This window comes from Burkholderia sp. D-99, from assembly GCF_011605345.1.
GTDB lineage: Bacteria > Pseudomonadota > Gammaproteobacteria > Burkholderiales > Burkholderiaceae > Burkholderia.
Map to the genome: position 1 here is coordinate 78,517 of NZ_JAAOXM010000001.1, position 18,350 is coordinate 96,866.

11 protein-coding genes are annotated in these 18,350 nt (G+C 60.2%); all 11 read left to right on the plus strand.

What is annotated here, in order from left to right:
• The first annotated feature begins 74 nt into the window (after window positions 1–74).
• Entirely contained in the window at window positions 75–560 is a 486-nt protein-coding gene (locus HAV18_RS00395) for an Hcp family type VI secretion system effector (RefSeq protein WP_166951133.1), read from the plus strand.
• Window positions 561–638: 78 nt separating this feature from the next.
• A complete protein-coding gene (gene tssJ / locus HAV18_RS00400) occupies window positions 639–1,142 on the plus strand; it encodes a type VI secretion system lipoprotein TssJ (RefSeq protein WP_166951137.1) in 504 nt (167 codons plus the stop codon).
• A gap of 31 nt (window positions 1,143–1,173) precedes the next feature.
• A complete protein-coding gene (tssK, locus tag HAV18_RS00405; RefSeq protein WP_166951158.1) occupies window positions 1,174–2,520 on the plus strand; it encodes a type VI secretion system baseplate subunit TssK in 1,347 nt (448 codons plus the stop codon).
• Between the two features lie 52 nt (window positions 2,521–2,572).
• Entirely contained in the window at window positions 2,573–3,835 is a 1,263-nt protein-coding gene (gene tssL, locus HAV18_RS00410) for a type VI secretion system protein TssL, long form (RefSeq protein WP_166951177.1), read from the plus strand.
• 26 nt (window positions 3,836–3,861) lie between these two features.
• Window positions 3,862–7,911 carry a type VI secretion system membrane subunit TssM gene (tssM, locus tag HAV18_RS00415; RefSeq protein ID WP_166951194.1) on the plus strand — a complete coding sequence of 1,350 codons (4,050 nt, stop codon included), beginning with the start codon at window positions 3,862–3,864 and terminating at the stop codon, window positions 7,909–7,911.
• Between the two features lie 17 nt (window positions 7,912–7,928).
• Window positions 7,929–9,143, plus strand: a complete 1,215-nt coding sequence (gene icmH, locus HAV18_RS00420) for a type IVB secretion system protein IcmH/DotU (RefSeq protein ID WP_166951199.1) — start codon at window positions 7,929–7,931, stop codon at window positions 9,141–9,143.
• Window positions 9,144–9,315: 172 nt separating this feature from the next.
• Complete coding sequence (tssF, locus tag HAV18_RS00425) at window positions 9,316–11,205, plus strand: type VI secretion system baseplate subunit TssF (protein ID WP_166951204.1); 1,890 nt, start codon at window positions 9,316–9,318, stop codon at window positions 11,203–11,205.
• A 64-nt stretch (window positions 11,206–11,269) separates the two neighbouring features.
• Window positions 11,270–13,444: a type VI secretion system Vgr family protein gene (locus HAV18_RS00430; RefSeq protein WP_166951208.1), complete on the plus strand. Its 2,175-nt coding sequence runs from the start codon at window positions 11,270–11,272 to the stop codon at window positions 13,442–13,444.
• Window positions 13,441–14,358 carry a hypothetical protein gene (locus HAV18_RS00435; protein WP_166951210.1) on the plus strand — a complete coding sequence of 306 codons (918 nt, stop codon included), beginning with the start codon at window positions 13,441–13,443 and terminating at the stop codon, window positions 14,356–14,358. The genes HAV18_RS00430 and HAV18_RS00435 overlap by 4 nt, the downstream gene beginning before the upstream one ends.
• A 12-nt stretch (window positions 14,359–14,370) precedes the next feature.
• Window positions 14,371–17,562 carry a T6SS effector BTH_I2691 family protein gene (locus HAV18_RS00440; RefSeq protein ID WP_166951213.1) on the plus strand — a complete coding sequence of 1,064 codons (3,192 nt, stop codon included), beginning with the start codon at window positions 14,371–14,373 and terminating at the stop codon, window positions 17,560–17,562.
• Window positions 17,559–18,350 carry a DUF6708 domain-containing protein gene (locus tag HAV18_RS00445; RefSeq protein ID WP_208101619.1) on the plus strand — a complete coding sequence of 264 codons (792 nt, stop codon included), beginning with the start codon at window positions 17,559–17,561 and terminating at the stop codon, window positions 18,348–18,350. Before HAV18_RS00440 ends, HAV18_RS00445 begins: the two co-directional genes overlap by 4 nt.

Here is an 18,350-nt window from a genome sequence, read left to right on the forward strand (position 1 = left end):
GGGTCGAGCCTCGGATTGCTTCGGCGAACGACGATCGGCCCGTTTCAAATCACTTAATAAGAGGAGTGCTACGCATGTCACAGGACATTTTTCTGAAGATCGACGGCATCAACGGCGAATCGCTCGACGACAAGCACAAGGACGAGATCGAGATCCTGAACTGGGACTGGGAAATCCTGCAGGAATCGTCGATGCATTCGGGTAGCGGCGGCGGCGCCGGGAAGGCGACCGTCAAGGACCTCACGTTCGAACACAACATCGATCGCGCGAGCCCGAACCTGATGAAGTACGCGCTGACGGGCAAGCACATCGACCAGGCTGTGCTGGTGATGCGCAAGGCCGGTGGCAACCCGCTCGAGTACCTGAAGCTCACGATGAGCGACGTGATCGTCACGCGCGTGAAGCCGTCGGGCAGCAAGGCCGGCGAAGAGAAGAGCCGAGAGACGGTGTCGCTGTCGTTCTCGAAGGTCAAGCAGGAGTATGTCGTGCAGAACGCGCAGGGCGGTAGCGGCGGCGCCGTCACGGCGAGCTTCGACATCAAGGGCAACAAGGAAGCGTAAGTGCGGTGTGTCGCGCGCGACAGGGCATTCGTGTTCTCCGCGCGCGACGCATTTCGCGGTTCATGAGGTGAATTCTGCATGCGTTCGATTTTGACAGCCGCTTCGTGCGCCGCCGTCGTGCTGCTTTCGGCCTGTGCGAGTGGCGAACCGAAGCCGAAGGAGCCGATTCGGCTCGAACTGACCGTCAACGCGGCATCCGACGTGAATCCGGATGATCGCGGGCGGGCGGCGCCGATCGTGGTGCGCCTCTACGAGCTGAAGAACGACAACGCATTCGAGGCGGCGGATTTCTTCACGTTGGAGAAACAGGAGAAGACGGTGCTGGCCGACGACGTCGTCAAGCGCGACGAATTCCAGTTGCGGCCCGGCGAGCATCGGAAAGTCGTCCGGCGGCCCGATCCGGAAACGACCGCCATCGGCGTGATCGCGGCCTATCGCGACCTGCCGAACGCGGTGTGGCGGTCGGTCTACACGATGCCGGTCGCGCCCGACAAGGCGTGGTACCGCTTTACACCGAAGCTGAAACTGACTGTCGATCTCGAGGCCAAGGCTGTCAGGATCGACGAAGCGAAGAAGAAATGAAACACGTCGCGCAACACAACGGACGATACGTATGAGCTGGTACGCCAAGGTCGCCTGGCAGGAAGGGTTGTTTTTCAGACCGCAACTGTTCCAGCAACAGGAACGCTATTTCGAGAAGTACGCGCACATGCGTACGGCGCCGCTGTCGCCGTTTTTCTTCGGCTTCGTGCATTACGGGCTCGATCTTGAATCGCTCGCGCTCGGGAAGGTGATCGTCAAGTCGGCCGCCGGCGTGTTCGCTGACGGCACGCCGTTCGATGCGCCGGGCAATACACCGCTGCCGCCGCCGTTGACGATCCGTCCGGAACATCTCGATCAGGTGATCTATCTGGCCGTGCCGGTGCGCTTGCCGAACTGCGAGGAAACGACGTTCGAGAACACGGCGGATTCGATGGCGCGCTACCAGGTGTTCGATACCGAGCTGCGCGACTCGAATTCGGTCGGGCTGGCGCCCGAGTCCGTCCAGCTGTCGAACCTCCGGCTACGCCTGGTGCCCGAGAAGGAGCTGGGCAGTGCGTGGATCGGCCTGGCGCTGACGAGTGTGAAGACCATTCGCGCGGACGGCAGCATCGAACTGGATGACACGATCGTGCCGCCGGTGTCGGGCTATGGCGCGAGCGATCTGCTGACGAGCTGGGTCACGAAGATCCACGATCTCGCTCACTTGCGCGCGAATGCGCTGTCGCAGCGGCTGGCCGGCACCGACGAAACGACCGCGAGTGCGGCGACTGTCACGGACTACCTGCTGTTGCAGATCCTGAACCGGTATGAGCCGTTGCTGCAGCACATGCTGCGCGTGCCGACCACGTCGCCTGCGGATGTGTACACGCTGCTGATCGCGATGGCGGGGGAACTGTCGACCCATCTGCGCACGGATACGCGCCGTCCGCTCGAGACACATCCGCCTTATCAGCATACGACGCCGCATCTTTGCCTGAAGCCGGTGGTCGACGATACGCATCGGCTGCTCAATGCCGTGCTGGTGCGGAGCGCGCAAAGCATCGCGCTCGAGGATCAGGGGCATGGCATGCGCAATGCGGTGGTCGATCCGGTGGATATGCAAGGTTTCGCTTCGCTGGTGCTGGCCGTGAATGCGGCGATGCCGCCCGATGTGCTGCGGCAGCAGTTTCTCGCGCAGGCGAAGGCGGGGCCGTCGGAAAAACTGCCGAGCCTGGTGCGCAGTCATTTGCCGGGTATCGGCATGCAGGTCCTGCCGGTGCCGCCGCGGCAGATTCCGTTCAACGCGGGATACATCTATTACGAGCTGACGCAGGGCGGGGCGCTGTGGGAGGAGGTGGTGCGCCACGGCGGGATCGGGTTGCATGTGGCGGGGGAGTTTCCTTCGCTCAGGCTCGAACTGTGGGGGGTGCGCGCGTGAGTGACGAACGGCTCCTTCTGAATTCTGGAATCGCGATCTGCGACGTATCGCCATGAGCAACCAATCTACCGGAACGACCCTGTCCGACAACGTTGATGCACCTGATTCCATCGTTCGCGAATCGAATGCGCGCAGTGGATCCGGCATTCCATTTCGCGAACGCCTGGCCGCTGTCGAGCGGGCGACAAATCCGCTGCGTGAAGCGGCATGGCCACTTCTTCGAGCGCTCGCCGAGATGCCGAATCATCTCGCTGCGGATGAGACGTTCGTGCTGCACGACCTTCTCACGCATGAGGTACGTATCTTCCAGAAGCTGTGCGAGCAGGCCAACGTTCGACGCGATCATATGATCGGTGCCCGGTATTGCCTTTGCACGGCGCTCGACGAGGCCGCTGGGCGGACCGAGTGGGGGAAAGAGGGCTCGTTCGGCATCCAGTGGATCAAGGACGGACTCGCCACGACGTTCCATGAGGATCGCCATGGCGGAGACAAGGTCTACCTGTTGATCGCCCGACTGCTCAATGAGCCAGTGGAGCACCTGCATCTGCTGGAAGTCGTGTACGAGATTCTCAGTCTCGGTTTCGAAGGACGTTACCGGCACGAAGCGAACGGCAAACGAAAGCATGAAGTGATTCGTCAGCGACTCTATAACGAAATCGCCGTGCGGCGCGGATCGGTGCCCGCGAAGCTGTCGCCGCATTGGCAATCTGACGCGCAAGGCAAGCGGCTGTCTTTGTACGATTTTCCGGTATGGATCAGTGTCGCGTTCCTGTCGGTCATCCTGCTCGCGTTCTTCGGCTGGTTCAAGTATGAGTTGATGAGCCGGAGCGCTTCGGTACAGAAGCAGATCGTCGAGATAGGTCGAATGACGCCGCCACCGGCAGCCCCGAAATTGCATCTGAAACAGCTCCTCAAGGACGAGATTGCAGCGGGCACGGTCGGTGTCGACGAGGACGCGCGTCACAGCGCGGTGACGTTCCAGGGAGATGCGATGTTCCCGCCCGGAAGCGTCACGATCAAGGCGGCGATGGCGCCGCTTATCGCGAAGATCGCCGGTGAAATCGTGAAGGTGCAGGGCAAGGTCACCGTGCTCGGTTACACGGACAACGTGCCGATCCGCAGCCGCCAGTTCCCGTCGAACGAGGCGTTGTCGGAGGAGCGGGCAACGCAGGTCATGCAGATGTTGCAGTCGGCCGGCGTCCCCGCGGGACGTCTGGAGGTGTTCGGCAAGGGCGACGCCGATCCGACCGGTGACAACCGTACAGCCCAGGGGCGCGCGCAGAACCGGCGTGTCGAGATCATCGTCGCGCAATAGTGCAGGGTCCGTTTCCGGAATCGCATATGAAGAAGTTTCGTTTGTTTCTCGCGTCCCGGCAGTTTCTCGGGATTCTCGCGCTGGTCGTCGCAGCGCTGGTCATCTGGTTCGTCGGGCCGTTTTTTTCGTTCGACGGACTCAAGCCGCTTGCCGGCGCCAGCATGCGTGTGCTGCTGATCAGTCTGTTGCTCGTCGGCGTGTTGCTCTGGCTTGCGGATCGGTCGACGCGCATCGTATTCGTTGCATTGACGTGTCTGCTGATCTGGTACGCATCGCCCTTGTTGTCGTTCGGTCAAACCTCGCCGTTCGAGCCGGCTTCCGTTCGGCTCGTCGCAATTGCGGTGGTGGTGATCGTCTTCGGTGTCCACTGGATGTTCCGGCTCTGGCAGCGCGCGCAAGAGGACGAGGCGTTCCTGAAGAAAATGCTGCACTTCGGCCGCAAGAAGGAGCAGTCACCCGCCGCGCGACGGCTACAGAAGGTCGACGCCGTTGTCACTAGTGCGATGGCGCGACTGAAGTCGATGCGCACTGGTGCGAGAGGGATGGGCAAGCTGTTTCAGGGAAAGCGTTACCTGTACGAACTGCCGTGGTATATCACGCTGGGCTCAAAAGGTACGGGTAAGACGAGTGCGTTGCTCAATGGTGGTTTGTCGTTCCCGATCGCAGAACAGATGCAACGTGCGGCCGCTGTCTCGGCTCGCGATGCGAATGTCGTGGATTGGTGGTTTACCAATGAAGCGGTGCTGATCGATACGACCGGCTACTACACGCGTCACGGTACATCGCCGGCAACCGAGCTGGACCTGCCGATTGATCAGCCGGATCCGCAGACGGCCAGAGACGGTGACGAGACAAAAGCGGCCGGAGAGGACAAGGCGCCGACCACGCAGGCCGCAGCAGGGGCGACGTCAAGCGGGAATGTCTTTCGGTTTCGGACCGGTACACGTGAATGGCGAGAATCGCTCGACCGCGCCGAGTGGTTGGGCTTTCTCGGTATGCTGCGTCGACATCGACCTCGCGCACCAATCAACGGAGCACTACTGAACATCGATCTGACCACGTTGGCGAGCGCGGATGAACAGGAGCGTATTGCTGAAGCGTCTGCGCTGCGGGCGCGGCTCGCGGAATTACGTCAGACGCTGGGGATCCGCTTTCCCGTCTACCTGCTCGTGACCAAGATGGACCGCTTGACGGGATTTCCCGAGTATTTCGGTGCGTTGACGGCCGAGAGCCGCGCGCAGGTTTGGGGCTTTACTCTTCCGCAGAGCAAGGAGGCGGTTGAGAAGGAGGGTTTGCGTGCTCGTTGTCAGGATGAGCTGACTCAACTGGCGGGCCAATTGTCGAACATGGTTCACACACGCCTGCAGGATGAAAACGAGGCCAGGAAAAATCGCCAGCTCATCGTGCTGCCGGAGGAGTTTTCGGCGCTGATCGAACCGCTGGTCGACCTGATCGATCGTGTGTTCCTTGATTCGCGCTATGACAGCACGCAGCTTCATTCGAGCCTTCGGGGTGTCTATTTCACGAGTGCGCGGCAGGCTGGAAGTCCAGTCGCAGCGGAGCGCGACACGATCGTTCAACGTCTTGCGCCTAAACAATGGCAAGGCAGATCCGGTGACGGCGACGGCAATCGGAGCTTCTTCCTGAACGACGTACTGACTCGCGTCGTGTTTCCAGAGGCGCATCTCGTCAGTCCCAACCTGCGGTGGGAATATCGATATCGGCTGCTGCGCCTGATTGGCCACGCGCTTGCGTTGCTGCTGTTCGTGTGGTTCGCGCTTGGTCTGCGCGGGAGCTTCGGGCACAACAGCGACTACCTCGATGCAATCGGGCGCAAGGTGGCGGCGCTGGCGACGCGCGTCACTCAGTTCTACAAGGACCCGAAGCCCGAAGTCGTGCCCGATGTGCTGACCGAGGCACACTACTTGCCCACGGTCCCCAATCTGGATTTGCCCAGTCCTGGCATCACGTGGCGCTACGGTCTCTATACGCCTGCGGATATCGCGAAGGAAAGCGATCGCACCTACGACGCGCTGGAGGACAACCTGTTGCTGCCGCACATCGTGCGGCGCATGGAGGATGTGATGTCCGGCGCGATTGCCGGCAAGGATGCGAAGGCGGCTTATGACACATTGCGTGTGTACCTGATGCTGTATGACAGCAACAAGTACAACGCTACGGACATCAAGGCGTGGGTGCTGGACGATTGGGCGCGAACGGACAGCGCGGCGGCGTTCGGCGGCCGGGCCTCGATGATCGACCATGTCCAGCGGCTTTTCTCGGGCGACCGCATTGTCCAGTCACCGCTGATTCGCAACGATGCGCTGATTCAGCAGATCCGGGCATTTCTCGACGGCAGCAATGCGACGGATCGCCTGTACCAGCGCGCAAAAGCGGCAATGCTGAAGGAAGCTCCGGACGAGTTCACGCTGCTCCGTGCGGTCGGCCCCCAGGCCGGCACGGTATTTACCAGGGCGAGCGGGCAGCCTCTTTCACGCGGTGTACCCGGCCTGTTCACGTTCGACGGTTACCGGAATCTGTTCGACAAGCGGTTGCCGGAGTTCGTGCAGATCGCCCGTGACGACGACGCCTGGGTCATGGGACGTGCGTACCTGGACGAGGCTCAAAAAAAAACGATTGAGATCGTGAACAACGCAATCGGGGCCGACGATGCATTGACGGATGCAGTTCGTCGCGAGTATCTGGCTGAGTATGCACAGCAATGGGATGCGTTTCTGAACGACATCCGGACGGTGAGCGGCACGAGCATCGCATTCGATCTCCAGGTGCTGCGCCGATTTGCGGCACCGGATTCGCCGCTTGTCCGGCTTGCGCGGGCGGCAGTGCGCGAAACGACACTTACGCAAGCCGCTTCCGGTCAGGGTGGATCGCTGTTTCAGAAGGCGGCTGATCAGATCGGTCAGAAAGCGGACAAGGCGCTTGGCATTCGCGCGACCGAACGTGTGGAACGCGAACTTGTGGACGCGCATTTTGCCGCGCTGCGTGAGGTAGTGACCGGCAACGCCGAGACTCAGGATGGCACGCAAGCTACGGCCACCCAGGCTGGCAAGACGGGCCTCGACGACGTCACGAACCTACTGAACGATTACTACACGGCGCTGACCATTTCCGACAACGCCTTGTCGAACAACAGCATGCCGCCGGCGAACGATACGTCGGCAAAGCTGAAGATGGCGGCGGACACAATGCCGGCGCCGTTTCGCGCGGTGTTGCGCCAGCTTGCCGTCAGCGGTTCGCGCGAAGTCAATCAGGGTATCGGACAACTGCTGTCGCGCCAGATGCAGGCATTGGTCGGCGATGCGTGCCGGCTCACTATCGAGGGCAACTATCCGTTTTCGCCGAACAGCAAGCGCGACGTCAGTATCGACGACTTCACGCGGGTATTCGCGCAAGGCGGCGTCATCGACGATTTCTTCGTGAAGACGCTCGCGCCGTTCGTCGATACGTCGGCCAAGCCCTGGCGCTACCGAACGTTGCCGGGCGCAACCGAGCCGGTGCAGGGGCCGGATCTGGAGCCGTTCGAACATGCGAAGGCGATCCGCGACACGTTTTTCAACGATCCCGGGTACAAGCAACTGTCGTGGAAGGCCGACATCCGGATTCCGGAGCTAGATCCGACCGTCGCGAGCCTGTCGCTCGACATCGACGGCCAGACAACGCTCTACCGACATGGCCCGGTCGCGCCGTTTGCGGTGTCGTGGCCGGGGCCGCGCGGCGGGGTGCATGCCGAAATCACGGCCAGCCCGCGGATTCAGCCCGACACGTCGACGATTGCGACGGACGGCCCCTGGGCATTGATGCGATTGCTGCAGAAAGGGCAGGTTGTCGAAGCGGCAACGGCCGGTCGTACCCGTGTCGCCCTGGATTTTGACGGCCGCAGGGCAGTGCTCGACATCACGAGCGCCGGGAGTGTCGCGAATCCGCTTACAAGCGATGTCCTCCAGACATTCCGGTGTCCCACGACGATGCCGATGTTCAACCTGGCGGACAGCGGCCCGCCGGCCGGATTGCCGCGCGGTGCCGTTCCGGTTCCGTTGGTCGACGGATCTCACTGATCACGGGAACGGGAAGAATGGCTTTGTCGCTTGAACATAAGGTAAACCGCGCAAGCATGCAGAAACCGTCGTTTGCCGTGCGGCTAAGGGCAGCGGAACAAGCCGTCAATCCGTTGCTCGAAGCGGCACGTACGCTGTTGCAAGCATTGGCGGATATGCCTGATCGACTCGAGGTCGACGGTATTGCTTGGCGACGCCAATGGCTGGAATCCGAGCTGAGGATGTTTGCTCGCGTATGCGGTGAACTTCGGCTTCGACCCGAGCATGTCAGGTGCGCGAGTTATTGCCTGTGTTCGGCGCACGATGAGGCCGCCGTGCAGGCGAATTGGGGGGCGGAGAAAAACAACGGATTTGACTGGCAGGCGAACGGTCTGGCGGTAGCGTTGGGACACGATCGCCAAGGTGGCGATCGCGTGTTCCAGCTGATCGAAGAGGCAATGTCCGATCCTCGCGAACACCTCGATCTGATCGAGGTGTTTCAGGGGGTACTCAATCAGGGCTTTCAGGGACGCTTTCGTTTTGAGAGTGACGGCCGGCAGCAGCTCCAGGCCATTCACGAGCGGATACGCGATGTAGTGGTGACGGGCGGACTTGGTGCGGATCGCGATGCTGTACCTGTCGGTTGGGCAAGACCGGTGGCTGAGCCTTGGTCATGTCAGCCCGCCGTGCGTCGGTCCCGCAGGTGGATCATCGGAGGGCTTGCCGGCGCATTGCTTCTGGGGGCCGGGGGATATGCGGGAGTGGAGCATTGGATGCGCGGCATGCGTGAGCGGCGCGGCGGATTCGCGCTGGATTCGCTGGCCGGGCAACTCGAGAGCCGGCTTAGGGATGAAATCGTTGCAGGGAACGTCGAATTGATCCGCGATGCCGGAAGAAATGCATTGACGATCCGATTCGGAGGGATGTTCGTATCCGGTGATTCGGCCGTGGCGCCATGGGGCGCTTCCGTCGTGGCGCTGACGGGACGGGAAATTGCCGAATCGATTAGCGATGCGAACGTATTGGTGGAAGGATACGCGGACAACATGCCCGTCAATCAGGCTCGACAGGGATCGAATCAGGCCCTTTCGGAGGTGCGGGCCAGGCAGGTCGCGCAGATTCTTGTCGCGGCGGGCGTGCCTGTGAAACGCGTTGAAGTTGTTGGAAAGGGCGATACGGATCCTTTGGCAGACAACGACACGGCCCAGGGCCGTGCCAGAAATCGTCGTATCGAGGTGACCGTGTCTGATTGATGCGCGATGGGAATCAGAACCGCCTGAATTGAGTCGCATGCACTGTGATCGCGTCTTTTTATGGATAGGTAGCCAGGGTGTTTTTTGAGATGTCCATTGCGGATAACATCTGACGGAATGCTGACGAACTGCGCGTCGAATCGATAACCTGGAAGTACGAACTGCTTACGTCATGGATCCTCGTCTTCTTGCTGCGTACAACCAGGAGCTGCTCTATTTCAAGGAACTCGCGGCAGAGTTCGCTGACGCGCATCCGAAGATTGCGCGGAGGCTGGGCATGCAGGCTGGCGAGATCGGCGATCCCTATGTCGAGCGCCTGATTCAGTCGGCAAGTTTCGCGGCTGCGCGAATGCAGATCAAGATCGATGCGCGGTTTCCGGAGTTTTCCGAGCGCTTTCTTGAAACCGTCTACCCGAACTTCATGGCACCGACGCCATCGATGTCAGTCGCACGATTGCTCCCGGCTGCCAGGGAGGGCGACCTGACAGATGGATTTGTGGTTGAGCGCGGTACTCGGTTTGCGGGCGAGGTCCCGGATGGAGAACAAACGCCCTGTGTGTTTACATCCAGCCAGGATGTCACGCTTTATCCCCTCGAGATCGTCGATGCGAAGTTGACGGGCATTCCGCTCGATATTCCGATGTTGCACCGTTGGGTGCCGTTTGACAGGCAGGTGAAGGGGGCGCTGCGTTTGAGAATCCGCACGACCAACCGGCGCAACATGGCGGAGTTGGGAGGACTGGATCGCCTGTCCGTGTACTTGCCCGGCGACGAGTCGATCGCGTCGAAGCTGTACGAATTGATCCATGCAGCAGGCGTAGCAACGATCACAGGCGAGCCGGGAGAGTTCAGTACGCCGGGCGCGTCGTTTCATGCCGTCCGTGAAGGTGCAATCGTGCACGAAGGGCTGGAGCCAGGGCAGGGGCTGTTGCCGCTGACTTCACCCAGGTTCCACGGGCATAACCTGCTTCATGAGTTCTTTACCTGTCCGGCCCGCTTTTACTTCTTTACGTTGACGAATCTGAAGAAAGGGCTTGCCTCGGTTCGTGGGCGCGAAGCCGAAATCGTCGTGTTGTTCGATCAAACGGCTGGCGAGCTGGCGAATCATGTCAGCGCTCGATGCTTCTCGCTCTTCTGTACGCCGGTCATCAATCTTTTCCCGCACACCGCCGACTCGATCGAGCTGACATCCGGCAACACGGAAGTGCTGTTGCGTCCGGTTCCGTTGAATCCGATGGACTACGAGGTGTTTTCAATCGATCGTTTTTACGCGAAGGTCGATGAAGACGCGGAGCGGCAGGAATTCATGCCGCGCGATGCGATGTTGCCGCGGGACGAGGGCGGACATGGGCGGTACTACAGAATCAGGCGTGAGCAATTCGTGCGTTCGAATACCGTGAGACGCTATGGAACGCTTACACCGCATTCAAGTACCGAATGCTACGTGTCGCTTGTCGACGAGGACGATCGGCCATACCCCGAGCACATGAGCTGTGCGTCTGCCCACGTATGGTTGACCAACGGCGATCTGCCGATCCTCTTCGATCGCAACGGCGGACGCGGGCTCAAGCCGGACATTTCGATGCCGATTGAGGGCGCTGCGCTCGTCTATCCGCCTTCGCCCCATCGGCCACCGCTGGCACACCGTGACGTCGCGTGGGATTTGATCCGGCAACTGAGCTTTGATTGCGAGGCATTGATGGGCGCGCACGCTGACGATTCGGCTCGCAGCTTGCGTGAGGCGCTGGGCCTGTTCGTGTCTCCCGATAACACGCGTCAGCAACGTCAAATCGACAATCTCGTCGGCGTCAACGTCAGCGCCATCACCAGAAATTTGCCTGGCAATGGCCCGCTTCGGTTCGGTCGTGGCCTGGCAGTCGAGCTCACTGTCGACGAAAGGGGTTTCGATGGCGTCAGCCCCTATCTGTTCGGCTTGATTCTGGATCACTACCTGGCGCGATGCGTATCGGGACACTCGTTTATCCAGACCAGCCTTGTGTCCGTGCAGCGTGGTGCTGTCATGCGATGGCCGGTGCGCATGGGGATGCGTGGCGTCGCCTGAACAGCGGTGCCATTTCAACTTGATCAAAGAGGCCGCCGGTTGGCGGCCAATCACGAGGGTAGTCATGTTGAGCTTCACTTCCAGTCGCACGATTTCAGTCAGGGGCGTTGCACTGCCGAGATCGTCTCGGGACGAACCGCTGCTGGAGTTGCGCGCGATTCACGGACAGGAGGCGTTTTCCGAGGTCTACACCTACACACTGGAGTTGGTGACGCCCTCGGCGCCGTTCGTAGCGGAAGCCGAAGCTGCCAACCTCGATCTGCGGTCGATGATCGGTAAGGAACTGACGGTGGTGATCCAGTTGGACGGGATGGGCACGTATGCCGCGGGGCTGGCAGGCAACGCCGGCCGGGCGAACATTGGTGCGGGCGAACGCGAGATCGGCGGGCTGGTGTTCGAGGCACGCTACCTCGGCCAGGACAACCGCCGTGGGCGATACGAACTCAAGCTCAAGCCGTGGATTGCGCTGGCGGCGGAGCGCACGGACTACCGGATCTTCCAGAACAAGACGGTGATCGAGATCATCGACGAGGTGCTCAAGAGCCACTACGTGTACTCGTACGACAAGCGGCTGGGCGAGAGGTATTCGAAGCTGGCGTATCAGGTGCAGTACGGCGAGACGGATCTCGACTTCATTCAACGGCTGATGCAGGAGCACGGCATCTACTGGTTCTTCGAGCACACGAACGGGTTCCACCGGATGGTGCTGGTCGACAGCGTGAGTGCGCATCGACCGGTGGAGAGCGAGGCGTATCGGACGCTACCGTACTACCCGCCGGGCCAGCGCATCGATCAGGAGCACGTGAGCCGGTTCGACGTATCGCGGAGCTTGCAGGCAGGGGTGTGGACGACGGACGACTACGATTTCCACCAACCCAAGGCTAGGCTGAGCGTGACTCGCCAGTTGCCGCAAGGCACGGCGCTGAACGACATCGAGCGCTACGAGTGGCCGGGCGACTACGCGGAGAAGCAGGAAGGCGAGCAGTTCGCGCGGATCCGGATTCAGGAGTTGCATGCGCGGGGCGATCGGGCGTATGGCCAGGGGAATGTGCGCAACGTGGTATGCGGGACGGTGTTCACGCTGGCGAATTACCCGCAGAGTGATGCAAATCGGGCGTATCTGGTGATCGCATCGAGCATCCGGGCCACGGAGATCGGCGACGTGAGCGGCCAGGGGCAGAGCGGGTTCGAGACGGAGTTCGTGGTTCAGCCGAGGACGGTGATGTACCGGCCGGCCCGCACGGTGAAGAAGCCGCGCACGACGGGCCCGCAGACGGCGATGGTGACGGGTGCGGCGGGCAGCGAGATCTGGACGAACCAGTATGGACAGGTGAAGCTGAAATTCCACTGGGACCGTTCGGCGGCGATGGACCATACGTCGTCGTGCTGGGTGCGGGTGGCGTATCCGTGGGCGGGTCAGAACTACGGGTCGATCCACGTGCCGCGGGTGGGCAGCGAAGTGATCGTGGACTTCGAGAACGGGGATCCGGACAGGCCGATCGTGACGGGCCGGGTCTATAACGCGATGTCGATGCCGCCGTGGGCGTTACCGGAGCACGCGACGCAGAGCGGGACGCTGACGCGTTCGACGAAGGACGGCGGTTACGAGAACGCGAATGCGATCCGCTTCGAGGACAAGAAGGGCGAAGAGGAGTTGTGGATTCACGCGGAGAAGGATCTGCGGACGGAGGTCGAGCACGACGAATCGCACACCGTTGAGCATGATCGGAGAAAGTCGATCGAGCACGACGAAACCACGACGGTCGGCCACGATCGCCGCGAGACGGTCGGCAATAACGAGCAGGTCGACATCAACGAGAACCGTTCGCACACGATCGGCAACAACGACCTGCTGAAGATCGGCAACAACCAGGTGGTCGAGATCGGCTCGGATCGCACGGAGAGCGTGGGGAACCATAGGCGAGACCGGATCGGTGCGAACCACACCACCGAAACGGGGGGCAATGCGGAGCATACCGTGCAGGGCCAGTACAGGCTTCAGGTGGGACAACGCATTACCCAGACGACGCGGATGATCGAGATGAGTGCAGCGGATCGCTTCGTGATCAAGGGGCCGGGCGGCACGATCACCATCGATGCGAGTGGCGTGACCATCGAAGGAGTAGCGATCAAGCTGAAGGGCCCGGTGACGCGGTCGAGCGGCGCAGGTAACGGGTTGAGCATGAGCGGTACGCCGTCGCCGGGCCGACTGGCCAACTGCTCGGAGAGCACACGATGAATGTGCCATCGAATCGCGAAAGACTGACTGCTGCACATCGTGATACCGACCATTTTTACCTGCTGGTCGATCCGCTCGCGAGCGGCGCGGGTTACAGCCCGATCAGCTTGCCGAATATTTGCGACACGCTGGGTGATGCGGCTGTGACATTGATCGAGCGTGCCGACCTGGCCTATGCGCCCGATCATTGTCCACGCCTCGTGACGTTGGCCTTACCTGGCGCGACGCCGGATTCTGACCTGCTCGATGCGTCGCTGAGCTATGCCGAGTTGGAAGCAGGCAACGACAAACGCTATGTGTGCGGTTGGCTGAGTAGCGCGGCGGCACCGGAATTGCTGACGCTCGATATCGCTCAACGTTGCGTTATCGATCATGGCGACGAAACGGCGTTTGTCCCCCTGTTCGAGCCGATACGTCACGAACTGCTGGCAGCGCTGGCTCCCGATGAGGCTGCAACGTGGCTTGGACCGGTCAATCGCTGGCTGTACCCGTCCGCCGACGGTGAAATTCGGGAGACGACGAAGCGGCTCGGCGATGAGTACCCAGTGTCGATCAACAGTCTTACCGTACAAGGCGATGTCCCGTTGGTTGTCCGCATCCTGGCTGGATGGCGTGCGTCTTTGTCGTTGCCGCTGAGTTATGCGCCCGCCAGAGGGGCGAGTCGGAAATTGCCGCCAGGCGCGGCGTTGAGTGCATGGCGTGAGTTGCAGGATGCACGCGCGTGGGGATTGAATACGCTCGAGAACCAGCTTGTGTTCGCGCTGCACCGACTGAACCTTCATCCGCGACTCGACGGCTACTCGATCGTCCGTGAGGCGATTCATCACGTTGTGTCGACGGGCACGCCGCTTGCGGATCAATTCGACCGTTTCAGCGATACGACATGGGCGCAGATCCTGTCCGCCCGGCGATAAGGAAAAGGAATTATGGCGGTCTCCGCTCAACTGAACGAATGCGCGAAGCAGACCGCGCAATGCGATCCCACCCGATGCAAGTCATGCAAGCGTACCGGCATTCCGATTTTGCCATTGCGCAAGGCAGTGACGCCGATTCTTGGCAAGCGCCCGATGTCGATGGAAGCGTCTGGCTTCAATGAATCGTTGCGGATGCTGCGTGCGGGCTATGTGTATGTGCTGCTCGACGGCAAGGTCTGGCAGGCATATCAGGTGACCTATCAGGGCGCGCTGCGCCAGTTCGATCCGCTGCAATCGCCCCCTTTCGATGCGGATGGCGCCATCCCGCCGCTTCCGGAAAGCTGCATCAGCAACGGCGACGAAGTAGCGGCGGCATTTCTGAACATCGGAGCCGGTTTCAAAAAGGCGCAAGTTGCATTCGCGAACGATCCGTGGCCGAAGGAAGTGCTGGACGCATACCGTACCGGCAAGTCGCCGATGTCACGTTTTTCGACCTACGACATCGCGAAGCTGAAAGCGGATCCGTCGAACGCCGGGAGCGATGCCGACAGCAAGGCGATGGGGCTGACGCAGATAGCGGAACTTGGTTCGAAGGTCTGGGAGTTCGTGCCGGATTCGGTGGATTTCCAGAGTGCGCATGGGTTTTATGCGCGCGCGCACCGGGCGGCGGCAATGCAGGCGTTCGTGACGTCGAGCATTGCGAAATATCAATTCCGGAAAGGTGTGCCCGTATTGATCCTGCCGGATCCGGTCGGGATGGTGCAGGAGTACAACAGCTTGCGCATGTGCTGGATGCGGGCGCTTCAGGAGTATGCGGCCGATCCCATGAGGCAGTACCGCCTCTTTACGTCCCAGGCATTGCTGGAACTGAAGAAGGTAGAGGCGGGGTGGGCGCAGCAGGAGGGGAAGGCCGCGGCGCAGGCAGAGGTCAAACGGGTCAAGGACTGGAACGCAAATCCGGTGCTGGGGAACAAGGCCGCATTGCCGCCCGTCGATATGGATCGGTTTGCCGCGCAAACCACCAAACAGAATACGAAGGATTATCACGAGCGCCTCGAGGGCGAATACGACGAGAAGGCGCGCAAGAAGTTTCAGGCCGAGTACGACAACGCGATCAAGCACTACGAGGCGCAAATCGATGCGTTCGGCAAACACTGGGCTAGCTGGTGCGGGTCGGAGAGCTGGATACGCCAGTGCGAGCACGATTACGACGGTGGGAACCTGAAGTCGGGATCGTGGCATGCGTACGCGAACATGATGGCCATCTGTGTAGCAGGTGGCCCGTCGGGCGCGCCAGCGAAGCTCGATCCGAAGGATCCGAAGAAGCCACCGCAACTGATTGACGAGACACAAAAGCGTTGGGAAACGTGGCTGAACGATCGGAACAGTCCGGTCTACAAGGCGTTGGCGGCGAAGAACAAAAACTTCCTGGCCGACCTGTTGCCCAGCTCAGGCGAGCTGAACGATTCCGGGAAGTTGTATACGGCCATTCGCTACGCGTTCGAGAGCAAGGATGTGGGCGAAGCATTCCTGCAGGTGAAGATCCAGCACACGGCCGGCGTGTTGCTGACGGCGGTGAATAGCGCTGCGATCGGCCTGTCGAGGAATCTGTCCGATGACGTGTCGCTGCGGGTTCGGAACTTGAATATTGGCTGCAAGTTTCTGTATGAGCGCACGTTGCCGACGCGGTTCCTGGTGGAGCTGACGCTGACGGAATACATGTCGAAGCTTTCGGAGACACTGCATCAAGGAATGGCGAGCAGCGGCAAGAAAGTGCGCTCGTTGCTGCTGGGCGGTTTGATTTCGATCCCGGATCCGAAGCTCAGAAATACGGTAATCAAGGTGACGGGTTGGGCGATGGACAGTGCCGAATCCGTACAGAAGACCTTGCAAGGCCTGGCGAGCAAGCCGGTTGGCGAAGCGCTAGCGGTTGGTAGCCTGTCGATGCGCTCCGTGTCGATCGTGGAGGCGTTTGATCCCGCGGCCAGGAAATTCCTTGGGACAGTGAAGATGAAAAGCGCCGATGCGGTGAAGTTTACGAGGAACACGGCGGTGACGATGCACCGGAGATCGGGGCCGCAAAGCCTGCTGATCTCGGCAGTGGCGTTGTATCTGTCTTATGACAGTTTGAAAAAGTCTCTGGACGATGTGAATACGAAGGTGGGAGCGAAGTATCCGGAGGCGGCGATCGGAGCGCGGTCGGCATCGGTCGGGGCGCTGGCGGCGGTGACGGAAACGGTGGGGGTATCGCTGAAGGCGTTTGCGAGTGGCGCGAGGACGGCGGCGAGAGCGGGTGGAGGATCGCGTGCGACGGTGGCGACGTTGAAGAATGTGGCGGATGTGGGTGGGAAGCTGTTGACGGGAACGGGGGTTGTGTTCGCGGCGCTGTCGTTTGTGGATGCGGCGCAGAGCATGATGGCAGCCGGGCGAGTGGAAAGACAAGGAGATGAATGGTCGAAGTACGCATATAGAGTATCTGCATTTGCTTCTGCGTTAGCCGGTGGATTCGGTGCTTACGCTGTTTACTCGGGGAGCGCGTTCCTTGGCCCCGTATTCGGCTTGGGGCCGCTAGGATTAGCGGTGGTCTTAGGTATTGCGGCCTACGCTGTATCTAAATGGGGGCAGTCACAAGAGGCAACGCCGGTTGAGCAATGGGTGCGTCGATGCGTGTTCGGTAATAATAAGGGTAAATTAATCTCGTGGAATACTCCGGAGCAAGCAGGTGATGCCGTGGCCGCATTGAATGCAGCGCTGCTGGGGTTCAGTGTCGATGTGAGCTTCGAGCCCGAATGGGATACGGTGAGCGGTATGGGAGATGTTGATACCGTAACGGTGAGCCACCGGACGCTGAATTTTTGCATTGTGATGCCGAATTTCGATCCTTTACGTTCAGCTTATGCCTATACCGTAACCGTGATCCGCCGTGATGGCGGGGCGCAAGTATTGACGGCCGGTCAGAAAAATATGGAGCCGCTGGCGCGCATCCAGCCGCCCCCGAATGGAAAAGTTGACTACGAGCTCAGTACGTTTGCAGCTAACACTCCCGCGCCCGCCAAGCCAGGTGATCCAAAAATCGTAAGCGGGAAAATTCATCTGACTTCTGATAGCAAAATCCGTGACGTATCGATCGTCGCTCGATTCTATAAGGACCGTATGGATCCGTACGGTTTTGCTGAAACCACGACTCAGGATAAGTTGCAGTGACGACTCAACCCAAGCTGAACCCGCCTATGCGCGGCTGGCAGGCCGACTTGCCCGAGCCGGATGACGTCCCGAATGAGGAGCCCAATCTAGATGGCTATGCGCCCAATCATCTGGACGATGTCTATCTCGAATTGCCGCGCTCCTTTATGGTAGTACGAGGCGTAATGTTTTGGATTGGTATATTTTTGGCTATATTTTCATACTTTTGCTTGCGAGATTTTTTTTTCGATTTTAATAATTTGATGATTGTTGCGATTGGTTTTTTTCTTGTGATGTTTGGGGGGTGGTCCATACTTGTTTTGTCTCGACCAGATATATCTTCCCCACGTGATCTTCCGCTTCGGTTCAACCGTTTGCGTCGCAAGATGTATGTGTACGAAATCGACGTGGTGTGGTGGAACCCGTTTATTCGCTGGCCGATCCGTGCTGTTGCTTACGACTGGAACGATGTCCGAGCCGAAGCGTGGCAGCTACAAGGCGCGATCAACGGCGGTCATACGATGAAGTGGGGCGTGGTGTTGTCGGTCGTGAAGGCGGGGACGAACGAGGTAATTGATCGGTTCCAATTGGGGGCGAAGGGGGATGGCGAAGCAGCGTGGGCATACATCTGCACGTATATGCAGGAAGGACCCGGCGCGCTGCCACCATCGGATTATCTGTCGCGCGACGACAACAACGATCGCACACTCAATATCGCGTACCTCCTTGCTCCAAAGGTGAAATGGCCCACTGAGATGGACATCGAATCGCGGACGGCGCCAACGGAGTCGTCTTGTTGCGATACGTGA

Bases quoted from the DNA above. Each gene is read 5' to 3' on its own strand.
- HAV18_RS00395 (WP_166951133.1), top strand. From the start codon at position 75: ATGTCACAGGACATTTTTCTGAAGATCGACGGCATCAACGGCGAATCG.
- tssJ (WP_166951137.1), top strand. From the start codon at position 639: ATGCGTTCGATTTTGACAGCCGCTTCGTGCGCCGCCGTCGTGCTGCTT.
- tssK (WP_166951158.1), top strand. From the start codon at position 1,174: ATGAGCTGGTACGCCAAGGTCGCCTGGCAGGAAGGGTTGTTTTTCAGA.
- tssL (WP_166951177.1), top strand. From the start codon at position 2,573: ATGAGCAACCAATCTACCGGAACGACCCTGTCCGACAACGTTGATGCA.
- tssM (WP_166951194.1), top strand. From the start codon at position 3,862: ATGAAGAAGTTTCGTTTGTTTCTCGCGTCCCGGCAGTTTCTCGGGATT.
- icmH (WP_166951199.1), top strand. From the start codon at position 7,929: ATGGCTTTGTCGCTTGAACATAAGGTAAACCGCGCAAGCATGCAGAAA.
- tssF (WP_166951204.1), top strand. From the start codon at position 9,316: ATGGATCCTCGTCTTCTTGCTGCGTACAACCAGGAGCTGCTCTATTTC.
- HAV18_RS00430 (WP_166951208.1), top strand. From the start codon at position 11,270: ATGTTGAGCTTCACTTCCAGTCGCACGATTTCAGTCAGGGGCGTTGCA.
- HAV18_RS00435 (WP_166951210.1), top strand. From the start codon at position 13,441: ATGAATGTGCCATCGAATCGCGAAAGACTGACTGCTGCACATCGTGAT.
- HAV18_RS00440 (WP_166951213.1), top strand. From the start codon at position 14,371: ATGGCGGTCTCCGCTCAACTGAACGAATGCGCGAAGCAGACCGCGCAA.